A 25,482-nucleotide genomic window follows, 5' to 3' on the forward strand; every position below is an offset into this window, starting at 1 on the left:
AACGACCAGAGAGAAAAAGGAGAGATTCGTGTGAAGCAGCGTGTAGCCGTTATTGGAGCAGGACCCGGAGGACTCGCCTGCGCTATGTTATTAGCAGGGCGAGGGGTAGATGTGACTGTGTACGAGAAACAAGCAGTCGTAGGTGGACGGACGTCACGTGTGCAAGTTGGTGATTATCAATTTGATCGAGGACCGACCTTCTTAAATATGCCCCATATTTTAGAAAATCTATTTACGAGCATCGGATTGAATTTGCACGATTATTTGGAACTGAAGGCACTGGATCCGATGTATACACTCTATTTCAATGGAGGAAAGGATCAGTTCACGATGACGACGGACCGAGACCGGATGAAGCAAGCAATTGAAGACCAGTTCCCGGGTAATGGAGAAGGGTATGATCGCTTTATGGCGGAACAAGCATTAAAACTAGGGAAGTTGATGCCTATCCTCCAAACGAAGCATGATCGATTGACGGATTATTTATCACCACGTGTGTTGACGGCGTTACCTCGGCTATCGTTAGGACGCTCGTTATATGATGTATTGTCGGACTACTTTACAAGTGAAGAATTAAAGTATTCGTTCACGTTCCAAGCAAAATACCTTGGTATGTCAGCTTGGGAATGCCCAGGCGGCTTTTCAATTCTATCTTACATGGAGCATGCTTACGGCGTTCATCATCCGATTGGCGGAATGAACCGCATCCCGGAAGCGATGAAACAAGCAATTGAGGACTTAGGCGGGAAAGTTCATCTGAATGCTGGAGTCGATCAATTGATTTTAGATGGAAAAGAAGCAACCGGTGTTATTCTAGAATCGGGAGAACATGTGTTATATGACGATGTAGTCGTAGGTGCGGATTTCGCTCATGCGATGAATCATCTCGTACCGGAAGGTGTTCTCAAAAAATGGTCCCGTCCGAAAATCGATCGTAAAAAATTCTCATGTTCGACATTCATGTTGTATTTAGGTGTCGATAAACGGTTTGACGCTCCGCATCATACGATTTATTTTGCGGAAGACTACGAAAAAAATGTCCGTGAGATGACGCAGACTCTTGAATTATCAGAAGACTTTTCGTTTTATGTTCAAAATCCTTCAATCATTGACACGAAGCTTGCTCCTGAAGGCAAGTCATCTCTATATGTGCTCGTCCCAGTCCCGAATAATTATTCAGATCTTGATTGGGCAGTTGAAGGACCGAAGTTACGCCGGAAAGTCCTCGATGCACTAGAAGAACGTTCTCCTTATAAAGGTGTGGAAGGGGCAATTGAAGTCGAAGAAATGTTCACGCCTGACGATTGGGAAGCGATGGGGGTCCATCAAGGAGCGACGTTCAACTTAGGACATCAATTGACGCAGATGATGTATTTTAGACCACACAATCGGTTTGAAGAATTAGATCATGTCTATCTAGTTGGAGGCGGGACACACCCAGGTAGTGGCCTTCCGACGATTTTTGAGTCCGCTCGTATCACTGCCGATTTGTTGACTGGTGAAGTAGGTGTGACGAAATGAAGATTGGATTTGTAGGCGCGGGCGTCGGGACACTGCATGCGGCGCTCTTATTGACGAAACGCTATCCAGAGATTGATATTACAATCTACGAAAAGGAAGGGCGGGTCGGTGGTCGACTCGCTTCTGTCGACTTTGAGTCAGGCGGTCGGATTGATCAAGGGCCGACGATTGTCTTGATGCCTGGAAAATTACAGGAACAGCTAGCGGAAGCGGGACTCGATGGAGTCGAATTGTTACGAATCGATCCCCTGTACGATTTACATTTTGATGATGGGACGGTCGTGACGAAATTAGGTGATGTCGTCGATCAGGCAGTTGCGATTGAGCGACAGTTTGGAGAAGGCCGTGGCTTTTCTGAATTTATGCATCAAAAATCAAAGGATTATGACATCAGCGTCTCGAAATTTTTAGAGCGGAGTTATTTCCGTAAAACTGAATTGTTACAGCCAGGCATGTTGAAACCATTAGTAAAGATGCATGCACTTGAGACAGCGCATGATCATTTGAAGCGATATTTTAAAAATAAATACTTGCGAATGGCCTACAGTTTTCCGACGTTTTACATTGGTGGGAATCCTTACACAACTCCCTCGATTTACGGTTTGATTCCATATCGTGAACAAGCAGAAGGTGTCTGGTACGTTAAGGGCGGCTATTTCTCTTTAGCTGAACGCATGTATGAAGTATTGGTTGAACGCGGTGTTCGTTTTGAATTCAATCAGTCCGTTGAACGTGTCACGATTCAGGACGGGCAAGCGACAGGTATCGTAGTGGGTGATGCAGAATATCATTATGATAACGTTGTTTTAAACGGTGAGTTTCCATTGATGGAATACCTTGTCGAAGGGAAAAAACCGAAAGCCTATACGCCTTCTGGCGGAACGTTACTCTTGTATTTTAAAATGCGAGGAAAAGTCAATCTGCCGGTTCATCGTTTTTTGATGCCGAATGACCTAGAACCGTTGATGAACTCGATTTTCCATCAAGATGAACTACCAGAACATCCGGCTGTCTATTTGTTTAATCCGAGCAAGGTTGACGATTCGCTAACGGATCGTGAGGATAGTGTCGTCTATGCGTTAGTTCCTTCTCCGCGGAATTTTAATCGGGAGAAGTTCGAGCAACACGGTTTTATTGAAACCATCTTAACGAAAATTGAGAATCATCATCCAGGATTCCGTAATCAAATCGAAGAGATGCAAATCCGAACACCGCAAGACGCAAAAGAGTTTGGATTGTATGAAGGCGGAAGCTTTGGTATCGCACCGACGATTCGCCAATCAGCAGCCTTGAAAACGCAGGCGCGTCCTTATCCTGATATTGAACGATTATATGCAGTAGGTGCATCCGTCCATCCATGTGGAGGCGTTCCGATCGTCATGATGGGAGCGACATTACTTGTCAATCGTATGGAACAAGAGATGAGGTGGAAAAATGAATACAGTGACGCAGGCATACGCAACGTGTGAAGAAACGATTCAGAACGGATCAAAAACCTTTTATAAAGCATTTTCGTTATTACCAAAACAAGATCGATTAGCCGTTTATGCCATTTATACATTCTGTCGTTTTTTAGATGATGCCGTTGATGAATCCGACACACCTAAAGAAAGTTTGGAAGCCTTTTTAGAAGAATTTCGTTTGTTCCGCTCAGGATACCCTATAAAAAAGCCGCTTTGGATTGCATTGACGGATGTCTTTGAACGGTATGAAATGGATGAGACGCCTTTCCTGGAGCTGGCGGAAGGAATGCGTTGGGACATCGAAAAAAATCGATATCAGTCACTCGAAGAAACAGAACAATACAGTTATTATGTTGCAAGTACGGTCGGCTTGATGCTGCTGCCGATTTTAGCACCGGGTCAACCGGAACTCCGTCAATCTGCGATTGAGTTAGGCATCGCGATGCAATTAACGAATATTTTACGGGACGTCGGTGAAGATGCAAAGCGTGGCCGAATCTATTTGCCGAAAGAATGGATGGATGAATACGACGTCACGCCACATTCTTTGCTCGCAGGAACGCCGTCTGGGGACTTCGTAGGTCTTTGGGAGGCATTAGCTCTACGCGCAGAGCATCTCTATGATGCAGCAAGTCCTTCGTTCGAGCGTTATCCAAAAGAAAGTCGACGGGCCTTAAAAGTGGCAGCATTGCTTTATCGTGGTATTTTGGATGCGGCACGCGATAACCAATATGATGTTTTTACGAAGCGGGCGTACGTAAGCCGCTGGCAAAAGATGAAGTTACTCGCAACGATTTAAAAGTCCATAAAAAAAGACCTTGGCGGGGACCAAGGTCTTTTTTTTATGTTTCGTCTAGACCGGGGAGTCTAAGACGTTTCTGAGCGATTTTTGAAACAGTTGAGCAGTTGCTAACAAGGCAGGTCAACAATTCACGGGGATGAACTGTATTTCAACGAGCTGCCTGTGAACTAATCAGGATGAGACGATCTAAGGGGGAACGTCGTAAATCATGCTGACAGTTCAAACGTAGAACTACTTCGTTTAAGTGGGTCTTAAACGATGAATCAAATAACCGCTGCAAGTGTGTTAAGTTCCTAAACGCTCTTGACTCGGGGAAGTCACCTTGCGCTTGATTGAGGATGTGGGGTCAATCACTACCTCTTGAACTCGAAGTAATCGTATCAAATCTTAGTTGTCCGTACAAGTAATCGATTTGCAATTCACATAACGTTCACAGGGATTGGGCAGCACTTGACACGATTCGTTCACTTGCCAGTTTTCCTGAAAGCGTCACCATTGGACTACCGCCACCAGGATGGGTCGATCCTCCCGCGAAAAACAAATTGTGAACATTTTTTGAACGGTTGCTTGGGCGCATGAACGCATTGCGTGTACCATTCGAAGAGAGTCCATAAAGAGACCCATGATACGCAGAAAATTTTTGTTCGATATCGGTCGGTGTGATGCGTTGTTCGAAGACGACGTCCGATTCGATATCGATTCCGAACTGTTTCAGCCGTTGATTAATCAAGTGATCATACGTGTCGAAGTCGATGACGTTGCCTTCATTCGTCGCGGGTGCGTTGACAAGTATAAAGAGGTTGTCCCCAGCTTCGCCCATCTCAGGTGCCGTAACGGAAGAATTCGAAATGTAGATGGTCGGTTCTTCCGCGTAACGGTGTTCTTCAAAAAGGGCACGAAATTCTGCTTCATAATCCGATGAGAAGAAGACGTTATGATGGGCAAGCCCTTCAATTCGTCGCGTGAGCCCGATACAACGAACATAGGCCGAAATCGAAGGTTCCATTTGACTGGGTGTCGGGTTTTTAAAATCGGGTCGAATCGTTTCCGAAACGAGACGCGGGTATTGTGTCAATAGATCACCATTCATCACGACGAAGTCGACAGGTAAGTAATCGACATGGTTCAGTTCGATTTCTGTCGCAAGTCCATCCGTAACTTCGATTTGTGTGACTTCCTCGCCTAAGCGGAAAACGACGCCCATCTCTTGCGCCCGGCGTGCGAACCCTTCTGCGATTGCCGTATTTCCGCCACGAGTAAAGTAGACGCCGTCATTCAGTTCGAGATGAGCGATTAAAGCAAATGTCGCGGGCGCCTGATACGGACTACTACCAATATACGTCGCGTAACGATCGAGTGCCTGAATCAGTTGAGGATCCTTGAAATAGCTCTTGTGCAGCGAATGGATCGTTTTGAACGGGTGAACTTTGACCATATCTCGTAGTAAAGAGAAATTGAAATATGAATCGATATTGATAAAAAATTGCTGTTTAGCGATTCGGAATAATTCGGCGGCCTCTTCTTGATAGCCTGTGATATCATTTTTTGCTAATTGTCCGTTCGTAAAACGATCGATTTCCGTCCGCATTGCTTCTCGGCCATGCGTAAAAGTTAAGGTCCGCCCGTCAGGAAAGTGATTGGCGGTATGGCGTGCTAATTTTTCGAACTGGAAGTAATCATCGGGATCTGCTCCCGACTCCCGGATGACAGATTGAAAGACTTCAGGCATCGTGATGGTATTTGGACCGAAATCAAACCGGTGTCCTTCCGTGATCAGCGGCATCAATTTTCCACCAATATGATCATTTCGTTCAACGACAGTAACTTTAAATCCTTTTGAAGCGAGTGAAATAGCGGCACTTAAACCACCTAAACCGGCTCCGATGATAGCGACATGTTTCATAATGAACAATTCCTCCTTAAGAATAGGCCCGACCTTTCCAAGTGATTTCCCGTTTCCGAGCTCTTCGAATCATCGCCGTTGCAAGTAAGAGGACATAAAGACCGGTTGCGAACGGGTGCAACAACCAAACATGGCGAATCCGCGCCATCCGATCAATCCTGTATCGTGCGAGCAACAAGAGAGCAAGTCCACCAATCGTCTCCCAAGACGGAAAGAGGAGGGCAGCTGGTAGTAAAGAAAACTGTACGAGATAGAACAACAGGAAGTAACTGCCGACGAAGTAGGAGTCGTTCATTCCCCGAAAGACATTTTTGAGAAATCCCTGCCATACTTCACCGTTCGTAGCATACATGTCACAACTGACATAAGGGGCGACATGAACGAGTGTCGTCGTATGACCGTGTTGCTTAAACGTCCGACAGAGCTCTAAATCATCGACGAGTGCCGTTTGAATCGCTTGATGTCCCCCGACGTGTAAATAAGATGCACGTTCAACGATTACGACCATCCCGTTCGCAGCGGCAAAAGCAGGGTGCTTTACCTTGCGAAAAGCAAGCGGGAGATGTTGCGAAATTAAGACATGTTGCATCGGAATCAAACACTTGCCTAAAAACGTTGGTACAGGAAATGACGGAAAACCAGATAAAAAGCTAGCTTTTTCCTGTCGCATCGTCGCATATAGTCGAGGAATCGTATCCGGCATCAATGTAATGTCTGCGTCAAGAAATAACAGATAGTCTTCCTTTGCGACAAGTGATAGTTGATGGCAAGCATGAACCTTTCCCGCCCAATCTGAGGGGAGGTCGATTCCGTCAATGATTGTAAAGCGGTCATCCTGATGTGTCTGTTGCAACAGTAGGTTACGTGTCTCATCCGTTGAGCGATCTTCATAAAGATAGACATGCATATTCGGTCCGAGTGCGCGTTTGAGTGAATCAAGCAACTTCACGACATTTCGTTCCTCGTTCCGCAAGGGGATACAAATTGCGAGACTCGGTGGAGGAACGGGTGCAGCGAGTTTAGGGAGAAACATCAAGTTAATGAACGTATAGAGGCAAACAAGGAGCGAGAATATGAATAAAATCATGCTCATCGTCGAACCGCCTTTAGCCAACGCTCCGTTTTAACAGGAAGCGGGTCTGTTCGCTGCGTCAACACTTGATAAGCCTCGACATTTTCTGACATCGCATCAAGCCGGACATCATCATATAAGCGAGTCATTGCTGCTGTTAGAAATTCAGTCTGGTTTGAAGTACGACCAGGTGGTATTTCGATTTGGCGTGTTCGGATATAGACATCCGGTTGTTGTTCATGACTGAACGAATAATAAAATGAAAAAATGGAGACAGACCGGGCTGCTTTAGCAAGATAAGTCGCGCCGCTCGCGAGTTGAAGCGGTCGTTCTTCTTGATGGCGTTCTTCGCCTTGCGGGAACATCCAAACACTACTGCCTTCCTGCAAACGTTCCTTTGCGTAGTTGAGGCTCATCTTTACATCCTTTAAGGAGTCCCGGTTGATGGAAAAGGCACCGAGTCGTGAAAAGAAAGGGAAGCGCTTTAAGCCATGTTCATCAATCATGACGTACGGGTTTTGATGGAGTACGGATTGATCGAGATGAAATAAGATCATCCCGTCCCACCACGAACCATGTGTTGCAAGCATCAAACCAGGTACCGGTAAATCATCAGGGCGATACAATATTCGATGGAACTGTTTGCGGATGAGCCGCTCTTTCAAGTACAGATGAAAGGCTTGTTCAGCTAATTTGTTTTTTTGCGCCTTTTGCATGTAGTGCTCCTCCTTTCGTCAGCCAGTAAACAAGCAATGCTAGGCTACTGATTATCGTCACACCATAAAGGCCTGCGACACCAGCAGTCAGTCCAAATAAACCATGAAGCATCAAAAATAAGTACTGGTTGTTTCGTTCGAGCTCGGTGAACGTTGGCTTTTGTTCAAATCGTGCCATCAAAAGAGCGAAGACAAGTGCTGTTCCGTACCAACCGATAAAGTTTTGTGTTGGGATATCATAGTACAGACCCCCATCTTGCCAAAGCCAATACGATTTGACGTTCGCTGAGACCGGATCAATGGCCAAGTCGAGCCAAACAGCAAACAAGGGGACGAGGATCAGGGTGTTGTAACGAAACGGAAAACGCTTCGAGAATGCAAGACTTGCCCCCATAACGGACAACCAAGCTGCACCGATCGTGATTGGAACACCGAGTAACTGAACACCGAAGTCCGATTCATACCGATAGGTCCCGAATGGCCATCCGGTGTGGACACCAATTGATTCGATTAAAATAGACCCAAAGAAAATAAAAGGAATAATGAAGCGTCCTTTCGGTAAGACATCCCATAAGTAACAAGCGGCATACAGACCAGAAGCGAACAAAAAAACGGCATTGGCCCATTCGAGCCAAGGGGGTAATAATGAAAATCCGACTAAAATGAGCCCGATGACGAACCAAACTGTAAAGAATAACCAAAGGCGGCGCTGAAATATGGCCATGACGTATGTAAACCTCCATTCATTAGCATGATGTCACTAGTATACCCATATCCATCTGACTCGAGCGAGCATGGAGGGGCAGATTAAAAAAACAGACCGTCAAAAGACGGTCTGTTCAGCAGTAAAGCGTTTAATGTTGCTTTTGTTTTTTTCGTTTGACGAATGAAAAGAGTAAAAAGGCAATATAAAGGGGGACGGCAATAAACCAAAACGTCGACCATTCGTTACTCCGGGCAATCATGACATACGTGACATAGAGTAACGTGAACGTGATGACGAATGTATGGCGCGGCACTGGAATATCTTTGAAACTCGGAATCTTGACGCGACTGACCATCAAGAAGGCAAGTCCCGTAAAGGCGAGCGGAACCATTAAATCATTCATTCGTCCACTAAACAGCGTGACGACAGCTAAAATCCCACCTGCTGCCGTAATCGGTACACCTGAGAAGTAGGTGGACGCGACATTTGTTGCTGAAAGGTTGAATCGTGCCAAGCGAAATGCTCCGAATAAAGGGAACAAAGCAGCAACGAGTAAGCCGATTTCACCAAAGTCGTAAAAATAAGTGTAATATGCCATCATTGCGGGGGCGACACCGAACGTGACGACATCGGCGAGCGAATCAAGTTCTTTCCCAAAATCGCCAGCGACACCGAGCATCCGTGCAATCCGACCATCTAAACTATCCAACATCATGGCGATGACAATCAACAGTGTGGCATTTTGAAAATCTCCCCGCGCCGCCATGACGATTGCGAGAAAACCACAATATAAATTCCCGAATGTAAAGAGATTCGGGATTGAGTTACGAACACGTTCTTTCCACAAAATGATTCCTCCTGCCACTTCTTCGATACTACTCATCATATCATATCTAGCTGTTCGTATCAGCGGTTTCGATAGAGAATCCCACTAGTAAATTCCAATAAATCATCCGGAGACAATTTGATTTGCTGTCCCCGTTTACCGGCTGAGATGATGATGAACGGTTGACCGATGGCACGGTCGGACAGGAAGACGGGAAAAGCTTTTTTAGCTCCGATCGGAGAAACACCGCCACGGACGTATCCTGTCAGACTTTCTAATGCCTTCATTGGGACCAATGCCACTTTCTTCGCACCAGATGCCCGAGCGACCGCCTTCAAGTTAACCTCTTCTTCGCCAGAGATGACAGAGAACAAGTAGTTTTTTTGATCGTCCTCTAAAACTAATGTTTTAAAAACCGATGAAAGCGGGAATTTAATTTTTTCAGAGACGGCTTGAGCGGACAAATCGCTCAAGTCGACCGGATAAGAAATGGATTCAAAGGAAACGTTAGACTGCTTCAGTAGCCTTTCTGCGTTCGTTTTGCTCATGAGATTCTCCTTTAGTGAGGGAATATTGAACCCACTTACGACCGTTCCAGCGTTTCAGTGCGAAGATACCACGGAACCATTCGTCGGCTGAGAAGGCAATCCAGATACCGAGAAGTCCGAGACCGAACTGAAGTCCGAGTACATAACTGACAACGACAGCGATTCCCCACATCGATAGGACACCGATTGTGACCGGGAAGCGGACGTCTCCTGCTGATTTCAACGTTCCCATCAAGACGATATTCAGCGCGCGTCCTGGTTCGAGGATGACACTTGCCCAGAGCAACGGAATACCGATGGCAATGATTTCAGGGCTCGATGTAAAGAGTGACATGATGGATGTCCCGAACGCTGCGATTGCGACGGCTGATACGAAACTTGCGAAGACAGCGATTTTTAATGTCTTGATGCCACGTGCATGTGCCTGTTCAAATTGTTGTGCTCCAACTTGGCGGGCGACTAACAATTGTGTTCCTTGGGCAATTGCGAGACTGAACAAGAAGCAGAGCATTGTGATGTTTGAGACGTAAACGCGTGCAGACAAGGCAGCTTCACCAATTGTTGCGATGAAACCAGTGATGATGAGCTGTGAAAACTGATAAGAAATTCCTTCTCCCGCTGATGGAATTCCGATGTTCATGATGCTCTTGATGTCTTGACGGTTGATTTGAATTAAATCTTTCAAACGAAAACGTAGTGATAATTTACGGTAAACGACAAAGAATAACAGTGTGACGGCGAAAGCACGTGCGATGACGATCGACCACGCGACACCTGCGACGCCGAGTACCGGAATACCGAACAGACCGAGTACGGCGATGACGTTACCGAAGGCACTGACGAAGTTCATCAAAAGAGTGACGTACATTGCATTTTTTGTGAAACCATGACTCCGGAGGATTGCTCCGAGTGTTAACGAAATGGCTTCTAAAAATAGGAATAAGCCAACAATCTTTATGAATGTTTCGCCGTAAACTAATGTTTGTCCTTCTAATGAGAAGAAACCTAATAATTGTTTCCCGGTTAGGGCGACGAGTACAGATATGATTAATCCGATGTAAAGATTAATCGAGAAGGCAGAGCGGGCGGTTTGACGTGCATCTTGGACACGTTTTGCACCTAGGTACTGACCGATGATGATTGTCGCTCCGACAGATGTGATATTAAATAAAATAATAAAGATGTTCAAAACCTGGTTCGAGACACCGACAGCGGCTGCTGCACTGTCAGAGTAGTAACTTAAGATTAATGTCGCGATGATCCCTAAACTCATATGCAACGCGATTTCGATGAATAATGGCCAAGTGATTTGGAATAATGTTGGTTGTTTTACAGTTTTCATAAAATTAAATTCCCCTTTTAAGTCCTTAAAACATTTTGTCTTACTGTATCTTTTGGAAACTATACGCCTTCAATTTTCATAATGAAAGTGAAAAACAAAGCTTTCATAAAAAAAACGGGGATTTAAAAGGATTTTCATAAAACATCACGAATACATCATAATGAATCGTTGTTCACTTTTGAAAGGTAGGGGAATGTGATGAATTCTGAAGTAGAGTACACGGTAGCATCGAGCGTAGCAACGGTGACGTTAGCTCGTCCGGAACGATTAAATGCCTTAACATCAACACTTTTAAATGAATTAGCAGATTCAATCGAGGAAGCCAATCAAGATGAAGCAGTCCGCGTCATCGTATTGACTGGAAAAGGACGCGGCTTTTGTGCCGGTCAAGATTTAAAGACGGTCTCACCAGGAATGGACCATGGCGATTATTTGAAAAGCTATTATCATCCCGTTGTCCGTGCATTAGCCGGATCGAAAAAGCCGATCATCGCAGCAATCAATGGTGTGGCAGCAGGAGCAGGACTGTCGTTGACACTCGCATGTGACTTCCGGATTGTTCAGGAAGATGCAAAATTGTCACTCGGCTTCATTAACATCGGTCTCGTCCCGGATGCTGGAGCACCATACTTCTTACCGCGTTTAATCGGTTCGGCGAAAGCACTCGAATTAGCGCTGCTTGGTGATACGATAACAGGGAAGCAAGCAGTCGAGTTTCAACTCGTGACAAAAGCGGTCGCAACTGACCGGTTTAAAGAGGAAGTAATGGATTTTGCTCAGCAGCTCGCAGCGCGACCGACAAAAGTAATTGCGTATATTAAACAACTTCAATCAGCAAGTTTCGAGTCGACGCTCGATGATATGTTGGCACAGGAAATTATCTACCAATCACGTGCCGGTAAAACGGAAGACCATCAACGTGCGGTTCAAGCATTTCTTGAAAAAAAACCGCCTGTTTTTACCGGACGTTAAAACGACTCATTTTAATATCAGTGAAACAAGCAGGACCACTTCCGTTGTAATCGGAAATGGTCCTGCTTGTTTTAGCGCATTTTTTGTTTGATTTTTTGGGCCGTAGCATGTGTTTGATCGGTTAACCTACTCGAGAGACGAAATAGTAAAATTCCTAGAAAAGCGGAGACGAAAATATATAACCCCGTCAGCGTGATGAAGGCGCCGCTAGCGAGTGTAATAAAAAGAATTGAAAATTCTCCGCGTGGTCCTAAGCAAAAACCGGATTCGATGGCATGGTAGTTTGACAGCCCGAATGAACGACCACCGAAGAATCCGACCAAAAATTTAGATAACAGCCCCCAGATGACGAGTGCCAAAAAGAACCAGTCTAAAGGCAGTCCTTCCGTCAATTCAAACGACATCCCGAATGCAATGAAAAAGAGAGGGAGCAGTAAATCTTGAAAAGGTGTGACGAGCCGCTTCAAGTAGCGTGTTTCCTTTAGTTCAGTCAACAAAATCCCGACGATGAAAGCACCGAGTACTTCTGATAAACCGAACATGATACCGACACCTGAAAAAGTTAAAATCAAGCCGATGATTCCAATTCCGGCGTCAGGATGCCGGTACAAGGAACCAATGATTCGTTCTTTTCTGCGAATAAAGACGGTTAGTAAGATTAAAGCACTGAACAGAAGGAGAAAACCCGCGAAAATGGACCCTACTTTGGCAAATGTAAAAGGTTCTGTACCAAGTATAAACGGTGCCGTCGTCAAGAGAAGCGGGGCAATCAAATCTTCAAAAATAAGTAACGATAAGACAAAGCGATTAACGTCCTTGTGTTTGTCTGGCTCACGATCGAGCAAACGGGCAGAAATCGAAGAACTCGTCGCATATAAAACGCAGCCGATTAAAAAGGCTTCAGGAATGGAAAAGCCAAACGCAAGCGTCAGGAGGAATGTTCCACCAAAAGATAACGCAACATCAATTAATCCGGCTTTCCACACGTGGCGTAGTTGACTGAGCAAGTCAGCAATTGAAAATTTAAGTCCCAGCAAAAAAAATAGAACGATGATTCCCGCTTCACCGCCTAACTTCAATTCTTCAGGTGCATCGTAATAAAGCCCGATGGCAATCCCGATTAAAATGAAAGCGAGGATACTCGGAAGGTGGAAACGTTCACTCAAATAACTGATTGCAAATAAGCCGATGAGAATAAGACCGGCATAAAAAAATAATTCCATAGCGAGCACGTCCTCCTTTTATGTTTTCCTTTACCCTAGAAAAGCATCAAAATAACTATTAGATGAGTTTCAAGGGACAGAAAATGAAGTAGGAGGGAAAACTCGCTGATTTTGTTTCTTCCTTCCTGTACTTGCCCGTGACAGTACTTGTCCCCGCATAGCTAGAAACAGGTAAGAATGGGATTAAGAAGCAACAGCTTGCGCTTTGTCCGAGAAAAGTAACGAAAAGGACGTGTCCAATATTACTTTGTCGACACGTCAAAATACGGCATCCATCTCGAAACGAGACAGATACCGTATTGATTAAAGGACTTGGACGATTGTTCCTGCATAAGGTGGAAGTGTTACTTCTAAAGAAGGAAGTGGTGAATTCGAGAACAAATCCATGCCTTGTCCTGCCGCTGGTGCGGGAAGTGTTACTTGCTGATTCGAGTTGTTGAAGTAGATGTAGTAAGTTCCATCTTCGCTCGTTCGACGCATGACGATCGAATTCGTCTCGTCATCCGCATGAACGAATGAAATGTGTCCGTTATTCGCAAGAGTCTTATGCTGTTGCCGCAGTTGAAGTAAATGTTTTGTATACATCAAAAGGTTTAAGTCCTGTTCTTCTTTGTCCCATGGCATACATTTACGGCAACCCGGATCTTGATCCCCATCGAGTCCGATTTCATCGCCATAATAGATGACGGGACTACCGGAAAACGTCAACATCGATAGTAAGAGGAGACGCATCTTATTTTTGTCATGGCCGGCACGCGTCAAGGCGCGCGGTGTATCATGTGAGCCGATTAAGTTAAATGTCACTTCGTTGACGTTCATCGTATTCGAGAAGAGAACGTGTGACATTTCATTGGCATACGCCGTCGCCTTCGTTTTATCAAGGGCAAAGAAGTTTAACGCTGCGTTCGTAAACGGATAGTTCATGACGGCATCAAATTGATCACCGAGTAACCACTCTTGCGAATCATGCCAAATTTCTCCAAGTATATACGTTTCAGGATTTGCTTCTTTGACGACCCGACGGAAATCACGCCAAAAAGCGTGGTCGACTTCATTCGCGACATCTAATCGCCAACCGTCGATTCCGAATTCCTCGACCCAGTAGCGGGCGACGTGAAGAAGGTATGCTTTTACTTCAGCATTTTCTGTATTGAATTTCGGCATCTCAGGCACAAAGGCGAACGTATCATAGTTCGGCATCGGTTCTGTGACGAGTGGGAAGTCGCGGAGGTGGAACCAATCACGGTAAGACGAGTTGCTACCGTGTTCACGGATATCAGCGAAGGCTTCGTGGTGGAACCCGGCATGATTGAAGACGGCGTCGAGCATGATACGAATGCCATTTTCATGTAGAAGGTCGACCATTTCTTTAAATTTTTCTTTTGTTCCGAACTGTGGGTCGATTTCGAGATAGTCGATTGTATCGTATTTATGATTTGATTTCGCTTTAAAGATAGGACAGAAATAAATGCCCGTAATACCAAGCTCAACCAAGTAGTCGATGTGATCAATCACCCCTTGGAAATCCCCACCGAACAGATTCGTTGTCGTCGGTTCTGTACTATTCCAAGGCAATGTACCGGTAGGGTCGTTCGATGGATCACCATTCGCAAAACGATCAGGGAAAATTTGGTACCAGACCGTATCTTTGACCCAAGCGGGTGATGTGAAGACATCGATTTTATTTAAGTAAGGTACACAGAAGTAGTAACCGGTATCATCAAGTGGTTTTTCATTGAACCACCCACGTTCTGTGAAAACTTGTGTTGTTTGCCCATCGTGTAACCGGAAACCATAGCGAAGACGACGGAATGGGGGGATGACATCAATAAACCAGTAATCATATAATTCGTCTGAACCACTTCTTTTCATTGATGTTTCGAATGTGTTCCAATGATTTGTTTTCGATGGATCGAAGTTCCAGTCCGCATCATCGGGATTTTCAGTATGCCAATCATACGGGTCTCCCCAAATCAGTTCGACATGCTCAACATCATTTTTCTTAGTTTGGAGACGGATATGAATCGTGTTTTCGTCGTACTTATAGACGAACGGAGACATGGCGCGATGGAATACGGCTTCTTTGAGCATAATGGTCACTCCTCTAGTGCAATCGATTGCACTCTAATGTAATGGTCCTCGAACTAAGAATAGTAAAGCGCTTTCTTAAAGTCAATTAGAATTGGTGAAAACGATAATTCCAAAAGATAATTTTATGATTTAATGCAATCGATTGCATTAAAGTGCGCAATTAAATTAAATGTAAACGTTTTCTTTTTTGGGTGATAAAAATTTTAGGGAAGTTTATTCGATTAAATACTTTTTTAGAATGTTTTTAAAATGTAGGAAAATAATTAATAAAAAGGACTTGTCAAAAGGGATTTAGATTGTATAATAAAAATGTAAAGGTGATGCAAACGTTTTCATAAAACGCTTACAACTACTCAGTTGTTATCATGAGAAAATGGTTGTGCCTTTATGCAAACGTTGTGCATTAGAACTTATCATTCGTACGTTAACTTGGGGAGGAATTTTCAATCATGGAAATGAAAAAACTTGTAGCAGGTCTTTCGGTATCGGTAATGGCAATCGGTGCTCTCGCAGCATGTGGTGGCGGAACAGATTCAGACTCTTCATCGAATACATCAGGCGATGGTGGCAAACCAGATAAAATCGTTATTTGGGAAGATACTGAAAAAGCCGAAACAACAAAAGCAGCGGCAAAAGCGTTTGAAGAAAAAGAAGGCGTAAAAGTTGAAGTTAAAGAAGTCAAAATGACAGATCAACAGAAAAAAGTTGCACTTGACGGACCTGCTGATAAAGGACCAGATATCATTCTTCTTCCACACGACCAGATTGGGACAGTCGTTGACCAAGGATTGATCACTGAACTTAAAGATGGTGAAAAAGCACTTGAGCCATTCATCGATACAGCAAAATCTGCTGTCACATTTGATGGTAAAGTGTACGGCTATCCAAAAGCTGTTGAAACACCGATTCTCCTTTTCAACAAGGATGAGTTAAAAGAAGCACCAGCTTCAATGGATGATCTCTATAAAGTATCAACGGAACAGAAAAAAGACGGCAAGTATGGTTTCCTCGCACTTTGGGATAACTTCTACTTCGCACACGGTCCGATTGCTGGATACGGTGGATATGTCTTTAAAGATAACGGTGGAAAACTTGATCCTGCAGACATCGGCTTGAACAATGCTGGTGCTGTCGAAGGAATGGACTACATCGGCAAATGGTACAAAGAAGGTCTCTTCCCGAAAGGGTTGATCGGAGGTGGCGGCGGTCAAGCAATGGATCAATTGTTCGGTGACAAGAAAGCAGTCGCTGTCATGAACGGACCATGGGCAGTCTCAAGCTATAAAGAAAAAGGCATCAACTTAGGAGCATCGGCGCTTCCGAAGCTTCCGAACGGTGAAGCAATCAAAACATTCGTAGGAGTTAAAACGTATGCGGTTTCTGCATATTCTAAAAATCCGGAATGGGCTGAGAAATTCCTTGCTACATTAACAGGTGAAGAAAACGCGAAAGCGATGTTTGAGAAATACAACGAGATTCCACCGGTCACTTCACTCCAAGAAGATGCATCGATTAAAGATAACGAAGTTGCAGCAGCAGTCTTCGCTCAGTCTAAAGACGGTGTGCCAATGCCGAACATCGCCGAGATGGGACAAGTTTGGGAACCAATGGCAGCAGCACTTCAACTTGTTGCAACAGACAAGCAAGATGCTCAAAAATCAGCAGATGACGCTGTCAAACAAATCAAGCAACAAATCGAAGCGAACAATCAATAAGTCGTCGTTTCCCAATTGAATCACTAAAAAAGAATTAAAGAGAGGGGGATCATTGATTCCCCCTCATCTTTATGGTTGGAAGAGAAGCCTGAGGTCAGACATGACCTTTGGAAAGGAGAACAGACGATGGCTGCCATTACGACACCGAAACAAACGGACCCGACACCGGAACTACAAACGAATCACCGCAAAATTGCTTCGTTGATTTCAATCGTGCCAGGTTTAGGGCAACTGTATAATAAACAATTTTTAAAAGGCGCGATATTCTTTATCGTCGTCCTGTCATATTTTTTAGTCAATTTTGATTTGTTTTTTAAAGGAGCCGGGAATGGACCAGGGGATCGCGGTGCGATCTGGGGTCTGATTACACTCGGTGAGGTAGCAGGCGTAAGGGGAGATCACTCGATTTTCTTAATGGTCGAGGGAATCATCGCGTTGATTTTACTTGTGTTTGGTATCGCCATTTACGTCTGGAACTTTATCGATGCGTATCGAATCGGTAAACTGCGTGATTTAAATGTAGAAGTACCTTCATTGAAGATGCAGCTACGGAATTTCCGTGATAATGGGTTCCCGTATGCCATGCTGATTCCATCGTTGGTACTACTCGTCTTCACAGTCGTTTTACCGTTGATTTTTACATTCTTGATTGCTTTTACGAACTATAAATTCAATAACTCGCCACCAGCCAAGCTCGTCGACTGGATTGGCATTCAAAACTTCTTAAACATTTTCACGGTCGATATTTTCCGTGATACGTTCATCAGTGTGTTAGGTTGGACGCTCGTTTGGACAGTTGCTTCGACGACAGGCGTCATCGCAATCGGAATTGGTCTGGCTGTTCTCTTGAACCAAAAAGGTCTTAAAGGGAAACGCTTCTTCCGTTCAATTTTGATTTTATCGTGGGCGGTACCGGCTTTTATCACGATTTTGATTTTCCGTTCAATGTTCAATGAAACATTTGGCGTCTTTAACACGACGTTGCTCCCGGCAATCGGAATAGGCGGTGGTGTCGAGTGGATGACTGACCCGACGTACACACGTCTCGCACTGATCGGGATTCAGTGGTGGCTCGGATTCCCGTATATCATGACGCTCACGACAGGAATCTTACAGTCGATTCCGGAAGATCTATATGAAGCGGCGACGATTGACGGGGCGACTTCAGGTGAAAAATTCCGTTTGATCACGTTACCGATGATTTTATTCGCGACAGCTCCAATCTTAATTACGCAATACACGTTTAACTTCAATAACTTCAACATCATCTATCTCTTTAACAATGGTGGACCGGCTGTACCGGGACAATCTGCGGGTGGAACCGATATCTTAATCTCCTGGATCTATAAGCTATCGCTCGGTTCAAATCCACAGTATGGTTTCGCAGCAGCAATTACACTCGTACTGTCGTTCTTCATCATGACGATTGCCGTCATTCAGTTTAAACGTTCAAAATCATTCAAAGATGAGGATATGATCTAATGAGAAAACAAAACCGAATCAATATGGCGTTGTCATACCTCATTTTGACGATCGCCTCGATTATTATTGTCTATCCACTACTTTGGGTTGTCGGGACTTCGCTCAACCCGGGGAAAAGCATTACTTCGGACATCTTCCCGAGTAATCCGACACTCATCCATTACTTCGATCTGTTTGATGCGACACAAACGGATTACGGCATGTGGTATTTGAACACCATCAAAATCGCTGTCATTACAATGGTCGTCTCGGTCGCATTGATCACGTTAACGGGCTATATCTTCTCACGTTACCGGTTCGTCGGGCGAAAAAATTCGTTGATTTTGTTCCTCGTCTTGCAGATGGTTCCGCAATTCGTCGCGATCATCGCGATTTATGTGTTGCTCAACATGCTCGATTTGTTCGATACACATCTTGCGTTGATTCTTTTATACTCTGGTGGAGCGATTCCGATGAATACGTATCTCGCCAAAGGATATTTTGATACAATACCAAAAGAGCTAGATGAAGCGGCACGAATGGATGGGGCAGGTCATCTTCGGATTTTCTGGCAAATCATCCTTCCGCTTGCTAAACCAATGGTTGCTGTCATCGCTTTGTTCAATTTCATGGCACCGTTCAATGATTTCATCCTGGCGTCACTTGTTCTCCGTTCGCCGGAGAAACAGACGCTTGCGGTCGGATTATACAACATGGTTTCTGAGCAATTTGATAACAACTTCACGTTGTTTGCGGCAGGTGCCGTTTTATCTGCAGTCCCAATCGTCCTTCTGTTCTTCGCCTTCCAGCGCTACTTCGTATCTGGATTGACGGCAGGTGGAACGAAAGGGTAATAAAGGAGGAATTAGCGGCATGAGACGAGGCGTGATGCTTCTCTTCTTGCCGCTTCTCTTGTCTTTCGGACTTTTTCCGCAGACGAGTGAAGCAGCAAATTGGGAAAAGGAACGAATATATTTTATTATGATCGACCGGTTTGAGAACGGGAAAACGAGTAATGATATCGATGTGAACAAGGACGATCCGAAAGCTTATCATGGTGGTGATTTGGCAGGGGTGACGAAACGCCTTGATTACATAAAAGATGAAGGATTCACGTCAATCTGGTTGACACCGGTCTTTAAGAATCGACCGAATGGCTATCATGGTTACTGGACGGAGGATTATTATAAAATCGATCCCCATTTCGGAACAAAAGAAGAATTTAAAACATTGGTCGACGAAGCACACGAGCGTGACATCAAAGTTGTTCTTGATTTAGTTGTCAATCATCTCGGACCAAATCATCCGCTTGTCGAAGAAAAGCCGGATTGGTTCCATGAAGAACAACCGATTATGAATTGGAACAATCAAGTCGAAGTCGAAAACAACTGGTTATTTGATTTGCCAGATTTCAATACTGAAAATCCAGAAGTCGTCGATTATTTGGTTGACGTCGCGAATTACTGGGTCGATGAGACAGGAATCGATGGGTATCGTCTCGATACGGTCCGTCATGTTCCGCCGGCATTTTGGAAGGAATTCATTCCGGCCGTCAAAGAAAAACATCCGGACTTATTTTTACTCGGAGAGGTATTCGATGGTGATCCGCGAAAGATTGCGACCTATTCAGAGCTTGGATTTGATTCCGTGACAAACTTTCCTTTCTATTACGGGATAAAAGATCAATTTGCCCGCAAAAATGGTTCAGCGGAAGAACTCGATTCAGTTTATAATCGAGATATCACATTTAATCCGAAAGCGATGTCGCTCGCGACATTCATTGATAATCATGATTTGAAACGATTCATTACAGAAGCGAAAATCGGTGGAACTTCAGATGAAGAACGCCAATTACGCCTCGCGTTATTCGCCCTATATGCTGCTCCAGGTATGCCGGTCGTCTATCAAGGAACGGAAGTCGCCATGCCGGGTGGTGAAGATCCGGGGAACCGAATGATGATGGAGTTTGATAAAAATGAAAAGATGCAGGAGTATGTAAAAACGTTGAATCAGATGCGTCAAGACTACCCAGCGTTCGCGACAGGGAAGCAACGCTTGTTAGGAAAGACGGATCATATGGCCGTATACGCTCGAGAATCAAAAAATCAGACGGCGATTTACGCAATCAATCTAGGAGAGAAGAAAACGACGATGCGGATTAAAGCTTCTGAAATCGGTGATGATCAACGTCTGCGAGGATTATTATTTTCCGATCTCGTCCGACAAGATGGAGATGCCTATGAAATTACATTGGATGGCAGTAGTGCGAATGGATATATCTTAGAAGATTCTCAAGTGAACTGGTGGTCACTTGTTGCGATTGGATCCATTGCCCCAATCCTTGCGTTGATTCTTCTCTTGGTCCATCGCAGACGCGTCAATCGTTCGAACGAAAAACAATAAAATACATTTGTAGGGAAATGATGAGGTGAAGGGGATGCAAGTCACAATTAAAGACGTCGCTAGGGAAGCGAACGTCGCACCATCGACGGTCTCACGTGTCATCGCGAATAGTCCGCGAATCAGTCAAAAAACAAAAGAACGTGTTCGACAAGCAATGGAAGATCTCGGTTATTATCCGAACGTCCATGCTCGGAGTTTAGCGAACCGGACGACGCAAGCAATTGGTCTCGTCATGCCGAGCGCAGCGACGAAAACACTTCAAAACCCATTCTTTTCAGAAGTCATCCGTGGAATCAGTACGAAAGCGCATCAAAACGGGTACTCGCTTTATATGACGACAGGCGTGTCGGAAGAAGAAGTATATGAGGGCGTCGTCTCGATGGTTCAGGGCCGTCGCGTCGACGGAGTTGTCGTTTTATATTCAAGAACCGATGATAAAGTCGTACAATTTCTTCAAGAATCGAAGTTTCCCTTCGTCGTCGTCGGGAAACCGTTCAGTGACTCATCGCAAGTCACGTATGTCGACACGGATAATTACCTTGCCGGTCGTGAAGTGACAAAGTATTTGCATCAGCTCGGACATGAATGTATTGCCTTCGTTGGCGGGTCACAAGACTTAGCGGTCACGCAAGAACGCGTCGGTGGGTATAAAACGGCTTTAATGGAAGAGGGTCTTCCGGTCGAGGATAACTATATCGTCAGTGCACCATTCATGACGACTGGTGGGGCTGACGCCGTTAAACGATTGATGTCACTCGATCATCCGCCGACTGCCGTCGTCGTCAGTGATGATATGATGGCGCTCGGCGTCATGAGTACGTTGAATGAGATGGGGATTAGTGTCCCGGACCAAATGGCGGTCGTCAGCTTCAATAACCTGTTCATCGCTGAGTTTTCGAGTCCGCCATTGACCTCGGTCGAAATCAACATCTTTGGTCTAGGATTTGAAGCGACGAATTGTTTGATTGAACAAATCAATGAAGATGCGACGCCGTATGGTAAACGTGTCATCGTCCCGCATTACCTCGTCGTTCGTCAGTCTTGCGGGGGTCCAAAAAACGAATGAAAACCAGTGACTTCATCTCGCCCGGAACGGGGCTCGAGATGAAGTTTTTTTTATGCTATGAACAAAAAAACACAAAGAAACTAAAGTGGAAAGTAAGTTATTAGGAACGGTTTCACAAAAAGAAATTTATTTTCATGCAAACGATTGCATTAAGCTGTTTTATGTGTAAAATAAAGAATGTACAGAAACGTTGAAACGCTTACAAATGACGATGAAAACGTTCGAAATCGGCAATGATAAAAGGAGCGACTGATGATGAAACGATTATTTGATATGAATGAATGGAAAATTATAGAGCAGGGGTTCCATCCTGAGGATAACCGTCTCGCCGAATCGATGACTTCGATCGGGAATGGCCATATGGGGATGCGTGGTAATTTCGAGGAAGATTACTCAGGCGATACACACCAAGGAATGTATGTGGCAGGTGTCTATTATCCGGATAAAACACGTGTCGGCTGGTGGAAAAATGGCTATCCCGAGTACTTCGCAAAAGTATTGAACGCAGTCAATATCATGGGTATCCGTGTTTCGATCAATGGTAAGAATGTCGATTTGAATGAATGGGAAGTCGTCGATTTTAAGCGTGAACTTGATATGCAACATGGTGTTTTGACACGAACGATGTTACTTAAGAATGGCGTCGAAGAGACGAAGATTGAATCGACGCGATTCTTCTCAATCGTGACAAAAGAAATCGCAGCACTCCGTTATACGGTCACACCGATCAACTTTGAAGCGGAAATCATCATCGAGTCGTATCTTGATGCGGATGTCGAGAACGAGGACTCGAACTACGATGAAAAATTTTGGCTCCCGGTCGAACATGGGACGGAAGAGCGTTTCGGATATGTCACGTCAAAAACAAAAAAACTCGATTGGCACGTAACGGCGGCGATGATTACAGATGTTGAAGGCGCATTTTGTGAAGTCGTTGAAGGGACGTCACAATACGTGGCGAACCGCTTTACGAAACAAGTCGAACCAGGTGAAGCGGCGACGGTAGAGAAAGTAGTCGCGCTCGTGACAAACCGTGATTATGAAGTCGAACATTTACTGGAGCAGGCAATGAAGCGTGTCAATGAAGCGTTCGAACTGGGATTCGATACCGTCCTCGCACAGCATGAGGCCGCTTGGTTGAAGCACTGGGAAGAAGCAGACGTTAAAATCGAAGGTGACGTCGAAGCGCAACAAGGGATTCGCTTCAACATCTTCCACATGTTCCAAACCTACACAGGAGAAGACTCCCGGTTGAACATCGGACCAAAAGGATTCACCGGCGAAAAATATGGTGGCGCGACCTACTGGGATACGGAAGCGTATTGTCTCAACTTCTACCTTGCGACATCAAAACCTGACGTCGCGTGGAACTTGTTGAAATACCGTCATAATCAATTGCCGCAAGCAAAAGAGAATGCAGACAAGAACGTCGGTATGAAAGGTGCACTCTATCCGATGGTCACGATGAACGGGGAAGAGTGTCACAACGAGTGGGAAATCACCCATGAAGAAATTCACCGGAACGGCGCAATTGCGCATGCGATTTATAACTATACGAACTATACAGGGGATACGTCATATCTCGGACAATACGGGTTTGAAGTCCTTGTCGAAATTGCGCGGTACTGGGCGAGCCGTGTCAACTATGTCCCGCAAAAAGACGTCTACATGATCCTCGGTGTGACAGGACCGAATGAATATGAAAATAACGTCAACAATAACTGGTATACGAACTTGATGGCAGCATGGTGCCTTGAATACGCGCAAACCGTCCATCGTCATTTAGCGGACAACGAGCCGGACCGTCTCGCCGAGTTGATGCATCAATTAACATTGACGGATGAAGAGCTTGCGCAGTGGGCCGACATCGATCAAAAAATGTATTATCCAAAAGATGAGACGGAGCCGGCAGTTTTCATGCAACAAGACGGCTTCATGGATAAAGAACAAATCATGGTTGCTGATCTTGATCCGAAACACTTGCCACTCAATCAAAACTGGTCGTGGGATCGTGTCCTCCGGTCTGTATTCATTAAACAAGCAGACGTCTTGCAAGGCCTTTACTTCTTGACGGATCGTTTCTCGATTGAGCAAAAGAAAGCGAACTTCGACTTCTATGAACCACGTACGGTGCATGAATCGTCGCTCTCACCTTGTATCTATTCCATCATTGCCGCTGAAGTCGGATATGAAGAAAAGGCGGTTGAATTGTATCAACGTTCTGCACGCCTCGATCTGGATAACTACAACAATGATACGGAAGATGGTCTTCACATCACGTCAATGGTCGGATCATGGATGTCGATCGTGCATGGTTTTGCCGGACTCCGTGTTCAAGAAGGAGTATTATCCTTCAATCCGATGTTACCGCAAGGCTGGACGAGTTATTCGTTCCGGATGCAGTGGCGCGGTCATCATATCCATATTCACGTCAAACAAAATGAAATCTCGATTGAGCAATCTGTAGGTGAAGCATTCTCGTTGAAACTCCATAATCAAGTCGTTGACGTACCAGCTGAAGGTAGCGTCACGGTTCCTTCTTCAATGACGGTCTAAAAATTAGAACGAATCAGGTGTATATGATTGACACAAAACCGGACGATTTTCGAAATTCTTGATGAATCTCGAAAATCGTCCGGTTTTTCGAGTTGTTTTCGTTCAGTCATCGCGCGGACACATGAGAGCGCTACCAAAAAAAGAAATCAATTTCTTTCGCATTCTTGACTATCCGCTGTCATTTGTTATGTGCTAAAGTGTTCCAAGATAGTTCAAGCAGGAGAGGAGAACGAGGTGTGACAGCAGTTGTGAAGGAAAATATTTTAAAGGTAATGGTCGCTTCGATTGGTGGGTTCGTCATTGCGGTCGCAATGAACTGGTTCTTGATTCCAAGTGGCGTTTATTCGACAGGGTTTACGGGGCTTGCCCAAATCCTGACTCAGGTTTTACAGGACACGGCATTTGCGTTCGGTGAGAACGTTTGGTTTTTAGCCCTTAATATTCCATTGATTATATTGGCGTGGATTATGCTCGGTCGTAGCTTTACAATCATTACGCTGATTTCTGTTTTAGCGACAACGATCTTTATCGGTTTGATTCCACAATATGCTGTCATTCCGGGTGACCAAACATTAAACGCAGTGTTTGGTGGTGTCTTGCTTGCGATTGGAACGGGGATTACGATTAAATTTGGTGCGTCGACCGGTGGCTTCGATATCGTCGCCTTGATTTTTGCCCGGTTCTCGGACCGAAGTGTCGGTCTTTATTTATTCGTTTTGAATTTTTTGATTGCAATCCTTGCCGGCGCATTGTTCGGTTGGTCGACAGCTCTCTATACGATTGTCTTTATCTACGTGACGTCGAAAGTGGTCGATGAGATTCATACGAGCAATCAGCGCCTGACAATCTTCATCATCACGAACCATGCCGACGATATCACGATGGCACTGCATCAACATATCATTCGTGGAATCACACAGATGCCGTCGATCGGAACGTATTCACGGGCCGAGAAATCGACGCTGATGATGGTCATCGAACGACATGAACTGCGGGATATCGAACGGATTTGCCGTGACGCGGATGAAACCGTCTTTATCAATGTCGTACCAACCGATTCAGTCGTTGGTTACTTCCGAAAAGGATAGAACAAAAA

The 25,482-nt window shown here is 44.9% G+C and carries 20 protein-coding genes; 11 read left to right on the top strand and 9 right to left on the bottom strand.

The window, feature by feature from the left end; translation table 11 throughout:
* The first annotated feature begins 30 nt into the window (after positions 1-30).
* The 3 genes from KNQ02_RS05390 to KNQ02_RS05400 are packed head-to-tail and all read left to right on the top strand — an operon-like array spanning position 31 to position 3,783.
* Positions 31-1,521 carry a phytoene desaturase family protein gene (locus KNQ02_RS05390; protein WP_214807453.1) on the top strand — a complete coding sequence of 497 codons (1,491 nt, stop codon included), beginning with the start codon at positions 31-33 and terminating at the stop codon, positions 1,519-1,521.
* Complete coding sequence (locus tag KNQ02_RS05395; RefSeq protein WP_088836491.1) at positions 1,518-2,990, top strand: phytoene desaturase family protein; 1,473 nt, start codon at positions 1,518-1,520, stop codon at positions 2,988-2,990. The genes KNQ02_RS05390 and KNQ02_RS05395 overlap by 4 nt, the downstream gene beginning before the upstream one ends.
* Positions 2,956-3,783, top strand: a complete 828-nt coding sequence (locus KNQ02_RS05400; protein ID WP_088836492.1) for a phytoene/squalene synthase family protein — start codon at positions 2,956-2,958, stop codon at positions 3,781-3,783. The genes KNQ02_RS05395 and KNQ02_RS05400 overlap by 35 nt, the downstream gene beginning before the upstream one ends.
* A 433-nt stretch (positions 3,784-4,216) precedes the next feature.
* On the opposite strand, the gene KNQ02_RS05405 is transcribed toward KNQ02_RS05400, so the two are convergent.
* The 7 genes from KNQ02_RS05405 to KNQ02_RS05435 all read right to left on the bottom strand — a co-directional run bounded on the left by KNQ02_RS05405 (position 4,217) and on the right by KNQ02_RS05435 (position 10,899).
* Positions 4,217-5,689 carry a phytoene desaturase family protein gene (locus KNQ02_RS05405; protein WP_088836493.1) on the bottom strand — a complete coding sequence of 491 codons (1,473 nt, stop codon included), beginning with the start codon at positions 5,687-5,689 and terminating at the stop codon, positions 4,217-4,219.
* Between the two features lie 16 nt (positions 5,690-5,705).
* On the bottom strand, positions 5,706-6,782 hold the full coding sequence (locus tag KNQ02_RS05410; protein WP_088836494.1) for a glycosyltransferase family 2 protein: 1,077 nt from the start codon (positions 6,780-6,782) through the stop codon (positions 5,706-5,708).
* On the bottom strand, positions 6,779-7,477 hold the full coding sequence (locus KNQ02_RS05415) for a lysophospholipid acyltransferase family protein (RefSeq protein ID WP_088836495.1): 699 nt from the start codon (positions 7,475-7,477) through the stop codon (positions 6,779-6,781). Before KNQ02_RS05415 ends, KNQ02_RS05410 begins: the two co-directional genes overlap by 4 nt.
* A complete protein-coding gene (locus KNQ02_RS05420; protein WP_029332864.1) occupies positions 7,446-8,201 on the bottom strand; it encodes a carotenoid biosynthesis protein in 756 nt (251 codons plus the stop codon). The genes KNQ02_RS05415 and KNQ02_RS05420 overlap by 32 nt, the downstream gene beginning before the upstream one ends.
* Positions 8,202-8,331: 130 nt before the next feature.
* The gene (pssA, locus tag KNQ02_RS05425; protein ID WP_200872399.1) at positions 8,332-9,069 is read right to left on the bottom strand and encodes a CDP-diacylglycerol--serine O-phosphatidyltransferase; all 738 of its coding nucleotides are present in this window, start codon (positions 9,067-9,069) and stop codon (positions 8,332-8,334) included.
* A gap of 20 nt (positions 9,070-9,089) precedes the next feature.
* Positions 9,090-9,557 carry a Cys-tRNA(Pro) deacylase gene (ybaK, locus tag KNQ02_RS05430; protein WP_088836497.1) on the bottom strand — a complete coding sequence of 156 codons (468 nt, stop codon included), beginning with the start codon at positions 9,555-9,557 and terminating at the stop codon, positions 9,090-9,092.
* Positions 9,517-10,899, bottom strand: a complete 1,383-nt coding sequence (locus KNQ02_RS05435; protein ID WP_088836498.1) for an MATE family efflux transporter — start codon at positions 10,897-10,899, stop codon at positions 9,517-9,519. Before KNQ02_RS05435 ends, ybaK begins: the two co-directional genes overlap by 41 nt.
* Before the next feature lie 198 nt (positions 10,900-11,097).
* Between KNQ02_RS05435 and KNQ02_RS05440 the strand changes: the two genes are divergently transcribed.
* Positions 11,098-11,871, top strand: coding sequence for an enoyl-CoA hydratase/isomerase family protein (locus KNQ02_RS05440; RefSeq protein ID WP_088836499.1), 774 nt, complete (start codon positions 11,098-11,100; stop codon positions 11,869-11,871).
* Between the two features lie 71 nt (positions 11,872-11,942).
* Here KNQ02_RS05440 and KNQ02_RS05445 read toward each other — a convergent pair whose 3' ends face one another.
* Both KNQ02_RS05445 and KNQ02_RS05450 read right to left on the bottom strand, forming a co-directional pair.
* A complete protein-coding gene (locus KNQ02_RS05445; RefSeq protein ID WP_214807456.1) occupies positions 11,943-13,094 on the bottom strand; it encodes a cation:proton antiporter in 1,152 nt (383 codons plus the stop codon).
* Positions 13,095-13,397: 303 nt separating this feature from the next.
* Entirely contained in the window at positions 13,398-15,185 is a 1,788-nt protein-coding gene (locus KNQ02_RS05450) for a glycoside hydrolase family 13 protein (protein ID WP_214805122.1), read from the bottom strand.
* A gap of 455 nt (positions 15,186-15,640) precedes the next feature.
* On the opposite strand from KNQ02_RS05450, the gene KNQ02_RS05455 reads away from it, so the two are divergent.
* From KNQ02_RS05455 to KNQ02_RS05485, 7 genes are all read left to right on the top strand, one after another.
* On the top strand, positions 15,641-16,900 hold the full coding sequence (locus KNQ02_RS05455) for an extracellular solute-binding protein (protein WP_204251432.1): 1,260 nt from the start codon (positions 15,641-15,643) through the stop codon (positions 16,898-16,900).
* Positions 16,901-17,026: 126 nt separating this feature from the next.
* On the top strand, positions 17,027-18,382 hold the full coding sequence (locus tag KNQ02_RS05460) for a carbohydrate ABC transporter permease (RefSeq protein WP_088836503.1): 1,356 nt from the start codon (positions 17,027-17,029) through the stop codon (positions 18,380-18,382).
* Positions 18,382-19,215: a sugar ABC transporter permease gene (locus KNQ02_RS05465; RefSeq protein ID WP_029332873.1), complete on the top strand. Its 834-nt coding sequence runs from the start codon at positions 18,382-18,384 to the stop codon at positions 19,213-19,215. The genes KNQ02_RS05460 and KNQ02_RS05465 overlap by 1 nt, the downstream gene beginning before the upstream one ends.
* A gap of 19 nt (positions 19,216-19,234) precedes the next feature.
* Complete coding sequence (locus tag KNQ02_RS05470) at positions 19,235-20,764, top strand: alpha-amylase family glycosyl hydrolase (RefSeq protein ID WP_214807460.1); 1,530 nt, start codon at positions 19,235-19,237, stop codon at positions 20,762-20,764.
* 34 nt (positions 20,765-20,798) lie between these two features.
* Complete coding sequence (locus KNQ02_RS05475) at positions 20,799-21,830, top strand: LacI family DNA-binding transcriptional regulator (protein WP_088836505.1); 1,032 nt, start codon at positions 20,799-20,801, stop codon at positions 21,828-21,830.
* Between the two features lie 255 nt (positions 21,831-22,085).
* Entirely contained in the window at positions 22,086-24,386 is a 2,301-nt protein-coding gene (locus KNQ02_RS05480; RefSeq protein ID WP_088836506.1) for a glycoside hydrolase family 65 protein, read from the top strand.
* A gap of 236 nt (positions 24,387-24,622) precedes the next feature.
* A complete protein-coding gene (locus tag KNQ02_RS05485) occupies positions 24,623-25,474 on the top strand; it encodes a YitT family protein (protein WP_029332877.1) in 852 nt (283 codons plus the stop codon).
* Positions 25,475-25,482: the final 8 nt, after the last annotated feature.

It is taken from the genome of Exiguobacterium sp. s102 (assembly GCF_018618635.1).
In the GTDB taxonomy this organism is placed as follows: domain Bacteria; phylum Bacillota; class Bacilli; order Exiguobacteriales; family Exiguobacteriaceae; genus Exiguobacterium_A; species Exiguobacterium_A oxidotolerans.

Excerpts from the sequence above, each read along its gene's own strand:
- KNQ02_RS05395 (WP_088836491.1), top strand. The coding sequence starts at position 1,518 with ATGAAGATTGGATTTGTAGGCGCGGGCGTCGGGACACTGCATGCGGCG.
- KNQ02_RS05400 (WP_088836492.1), top strand. The coding sequence starts at position 2,956 with ATGAATACAGTGACGCAGGCATACGCAACGTGTGAAGAAACGATTCAG.
- KNQ02_RS05405 (WP_088836493.1), bottom strand. The coding sequence starts at position 5,689 with ATGAAACATGTCGCTATCATCGGAGCCGGTTTAGGTGGTTTAAGTGCC.
- KNQ02_RS05410 (WP_088836494.1), bottom strand. The coding sequence starts at position 6,782 with ATGAGCATGATTTTATTCATATTCTCGCTCCTTGTTTGCCTCTATACG.
- KNQ02_RS05415 (WP_088836495.1), bottom strand. The coding sequence starts at position 7,477 with ATGCAAAAGGCGCAAAAAAACAAATTAGCTGAACAAGCCTTTCATCTG.
- KNQ02_RS05420 (WP_029332864.1), bottom strand. The coding sequence starts at position 8,201 with ATGGCCATATTTCAGCGCCGCCTTTGGTTATTCTTTACAGTTTGGTTC.
- pssA (WP_200872399.1), bottom strand. The coding sequence starts at position 9,069 with ATGATGAGTAGTATCGAAGAAGTGGCAGGAGGAATCATTTTGTGGAAA.
- ybaK (WP_088836497.1), bottom strand. The coding sequence starts at position 9,557 with ATGAGCAAAACGAACGCAGAAAGGCTACTGAAGCAGTCTAACGTTTCC.
- KNQ02_RS05435 (WP_088836498.1), bottom strand. The coding sequence starts at position 10,899 with ATGAAAACTGTAAAACAACCAACATTATTCCAAATCACTTGGCCATTA.
- KNQ02_RS05440 (WP_088836499.1), top strand. The coding sequence starts at position 11,098 with ATGAATTCTGAAGTAGAGTACACGGTAGCATCGAGCGTAGCAACGGTG.
- KNQ02_RS05445 (WP_214807456.1), bottom strand. The coding sequence starts at position 13,094 with ATGGAATTATTTTTTTATGCCGGTCTTATTCTCATCGGCTTATTTGCA.
- KNQ02_RS05450 (WP_214805122.1), bottom strand. The coding sequence starts at position 15,185 with ATGCTCAAAGAAGCCGTATTCCATCGCGCCATGTCTCCGTTCGTCTAT.
- KNQ02_RS05455 (WP_204251432.1), top strand. The coding sequence starts at position 15,641 with ATGAAAAAACTTGTAGCAGGTCTTTCGGTATCGGTAATGGCAATCGGT.
- KNQ02_RS05460 (WP_088836503.1), top strand. The coding sequence starts at position 17,027 with ATGGCTGCCATTACGACACCGAAACAAACGGACCCGACACCGGAACTA.
- KNQ02_RS05465 (WP_029332873.1), top strand. The coding sequence starts at position 18,382 with ATGAGAAAACAAAACCGAATCAATATGGCGTTGTCATACCTCATTTTG.
- KNQ02_RS05470 (WP_214807460.1), top strand. The coding sequence starts at position 19,235 with ATGAGACGAGGCGTGATGCTTCTCTTCTTGCCGCTTCTCTTGTCTTTC.
- KNQ02_RS05475 (WP_088836505.1), top strand. The coding sequence starts at position 20,799 with ATGCAAGTCACAATTAAAGACGTCGCTAGGGAAGCGAACGTCGCACCA.
- KNQ02_RS05480 (WP_088836506.1), top strand. The coding sequence starts at position 22,086 with ATGAAACGATTATTTGATATGAATGAATGGAAAATTATAGAGCAGGGG.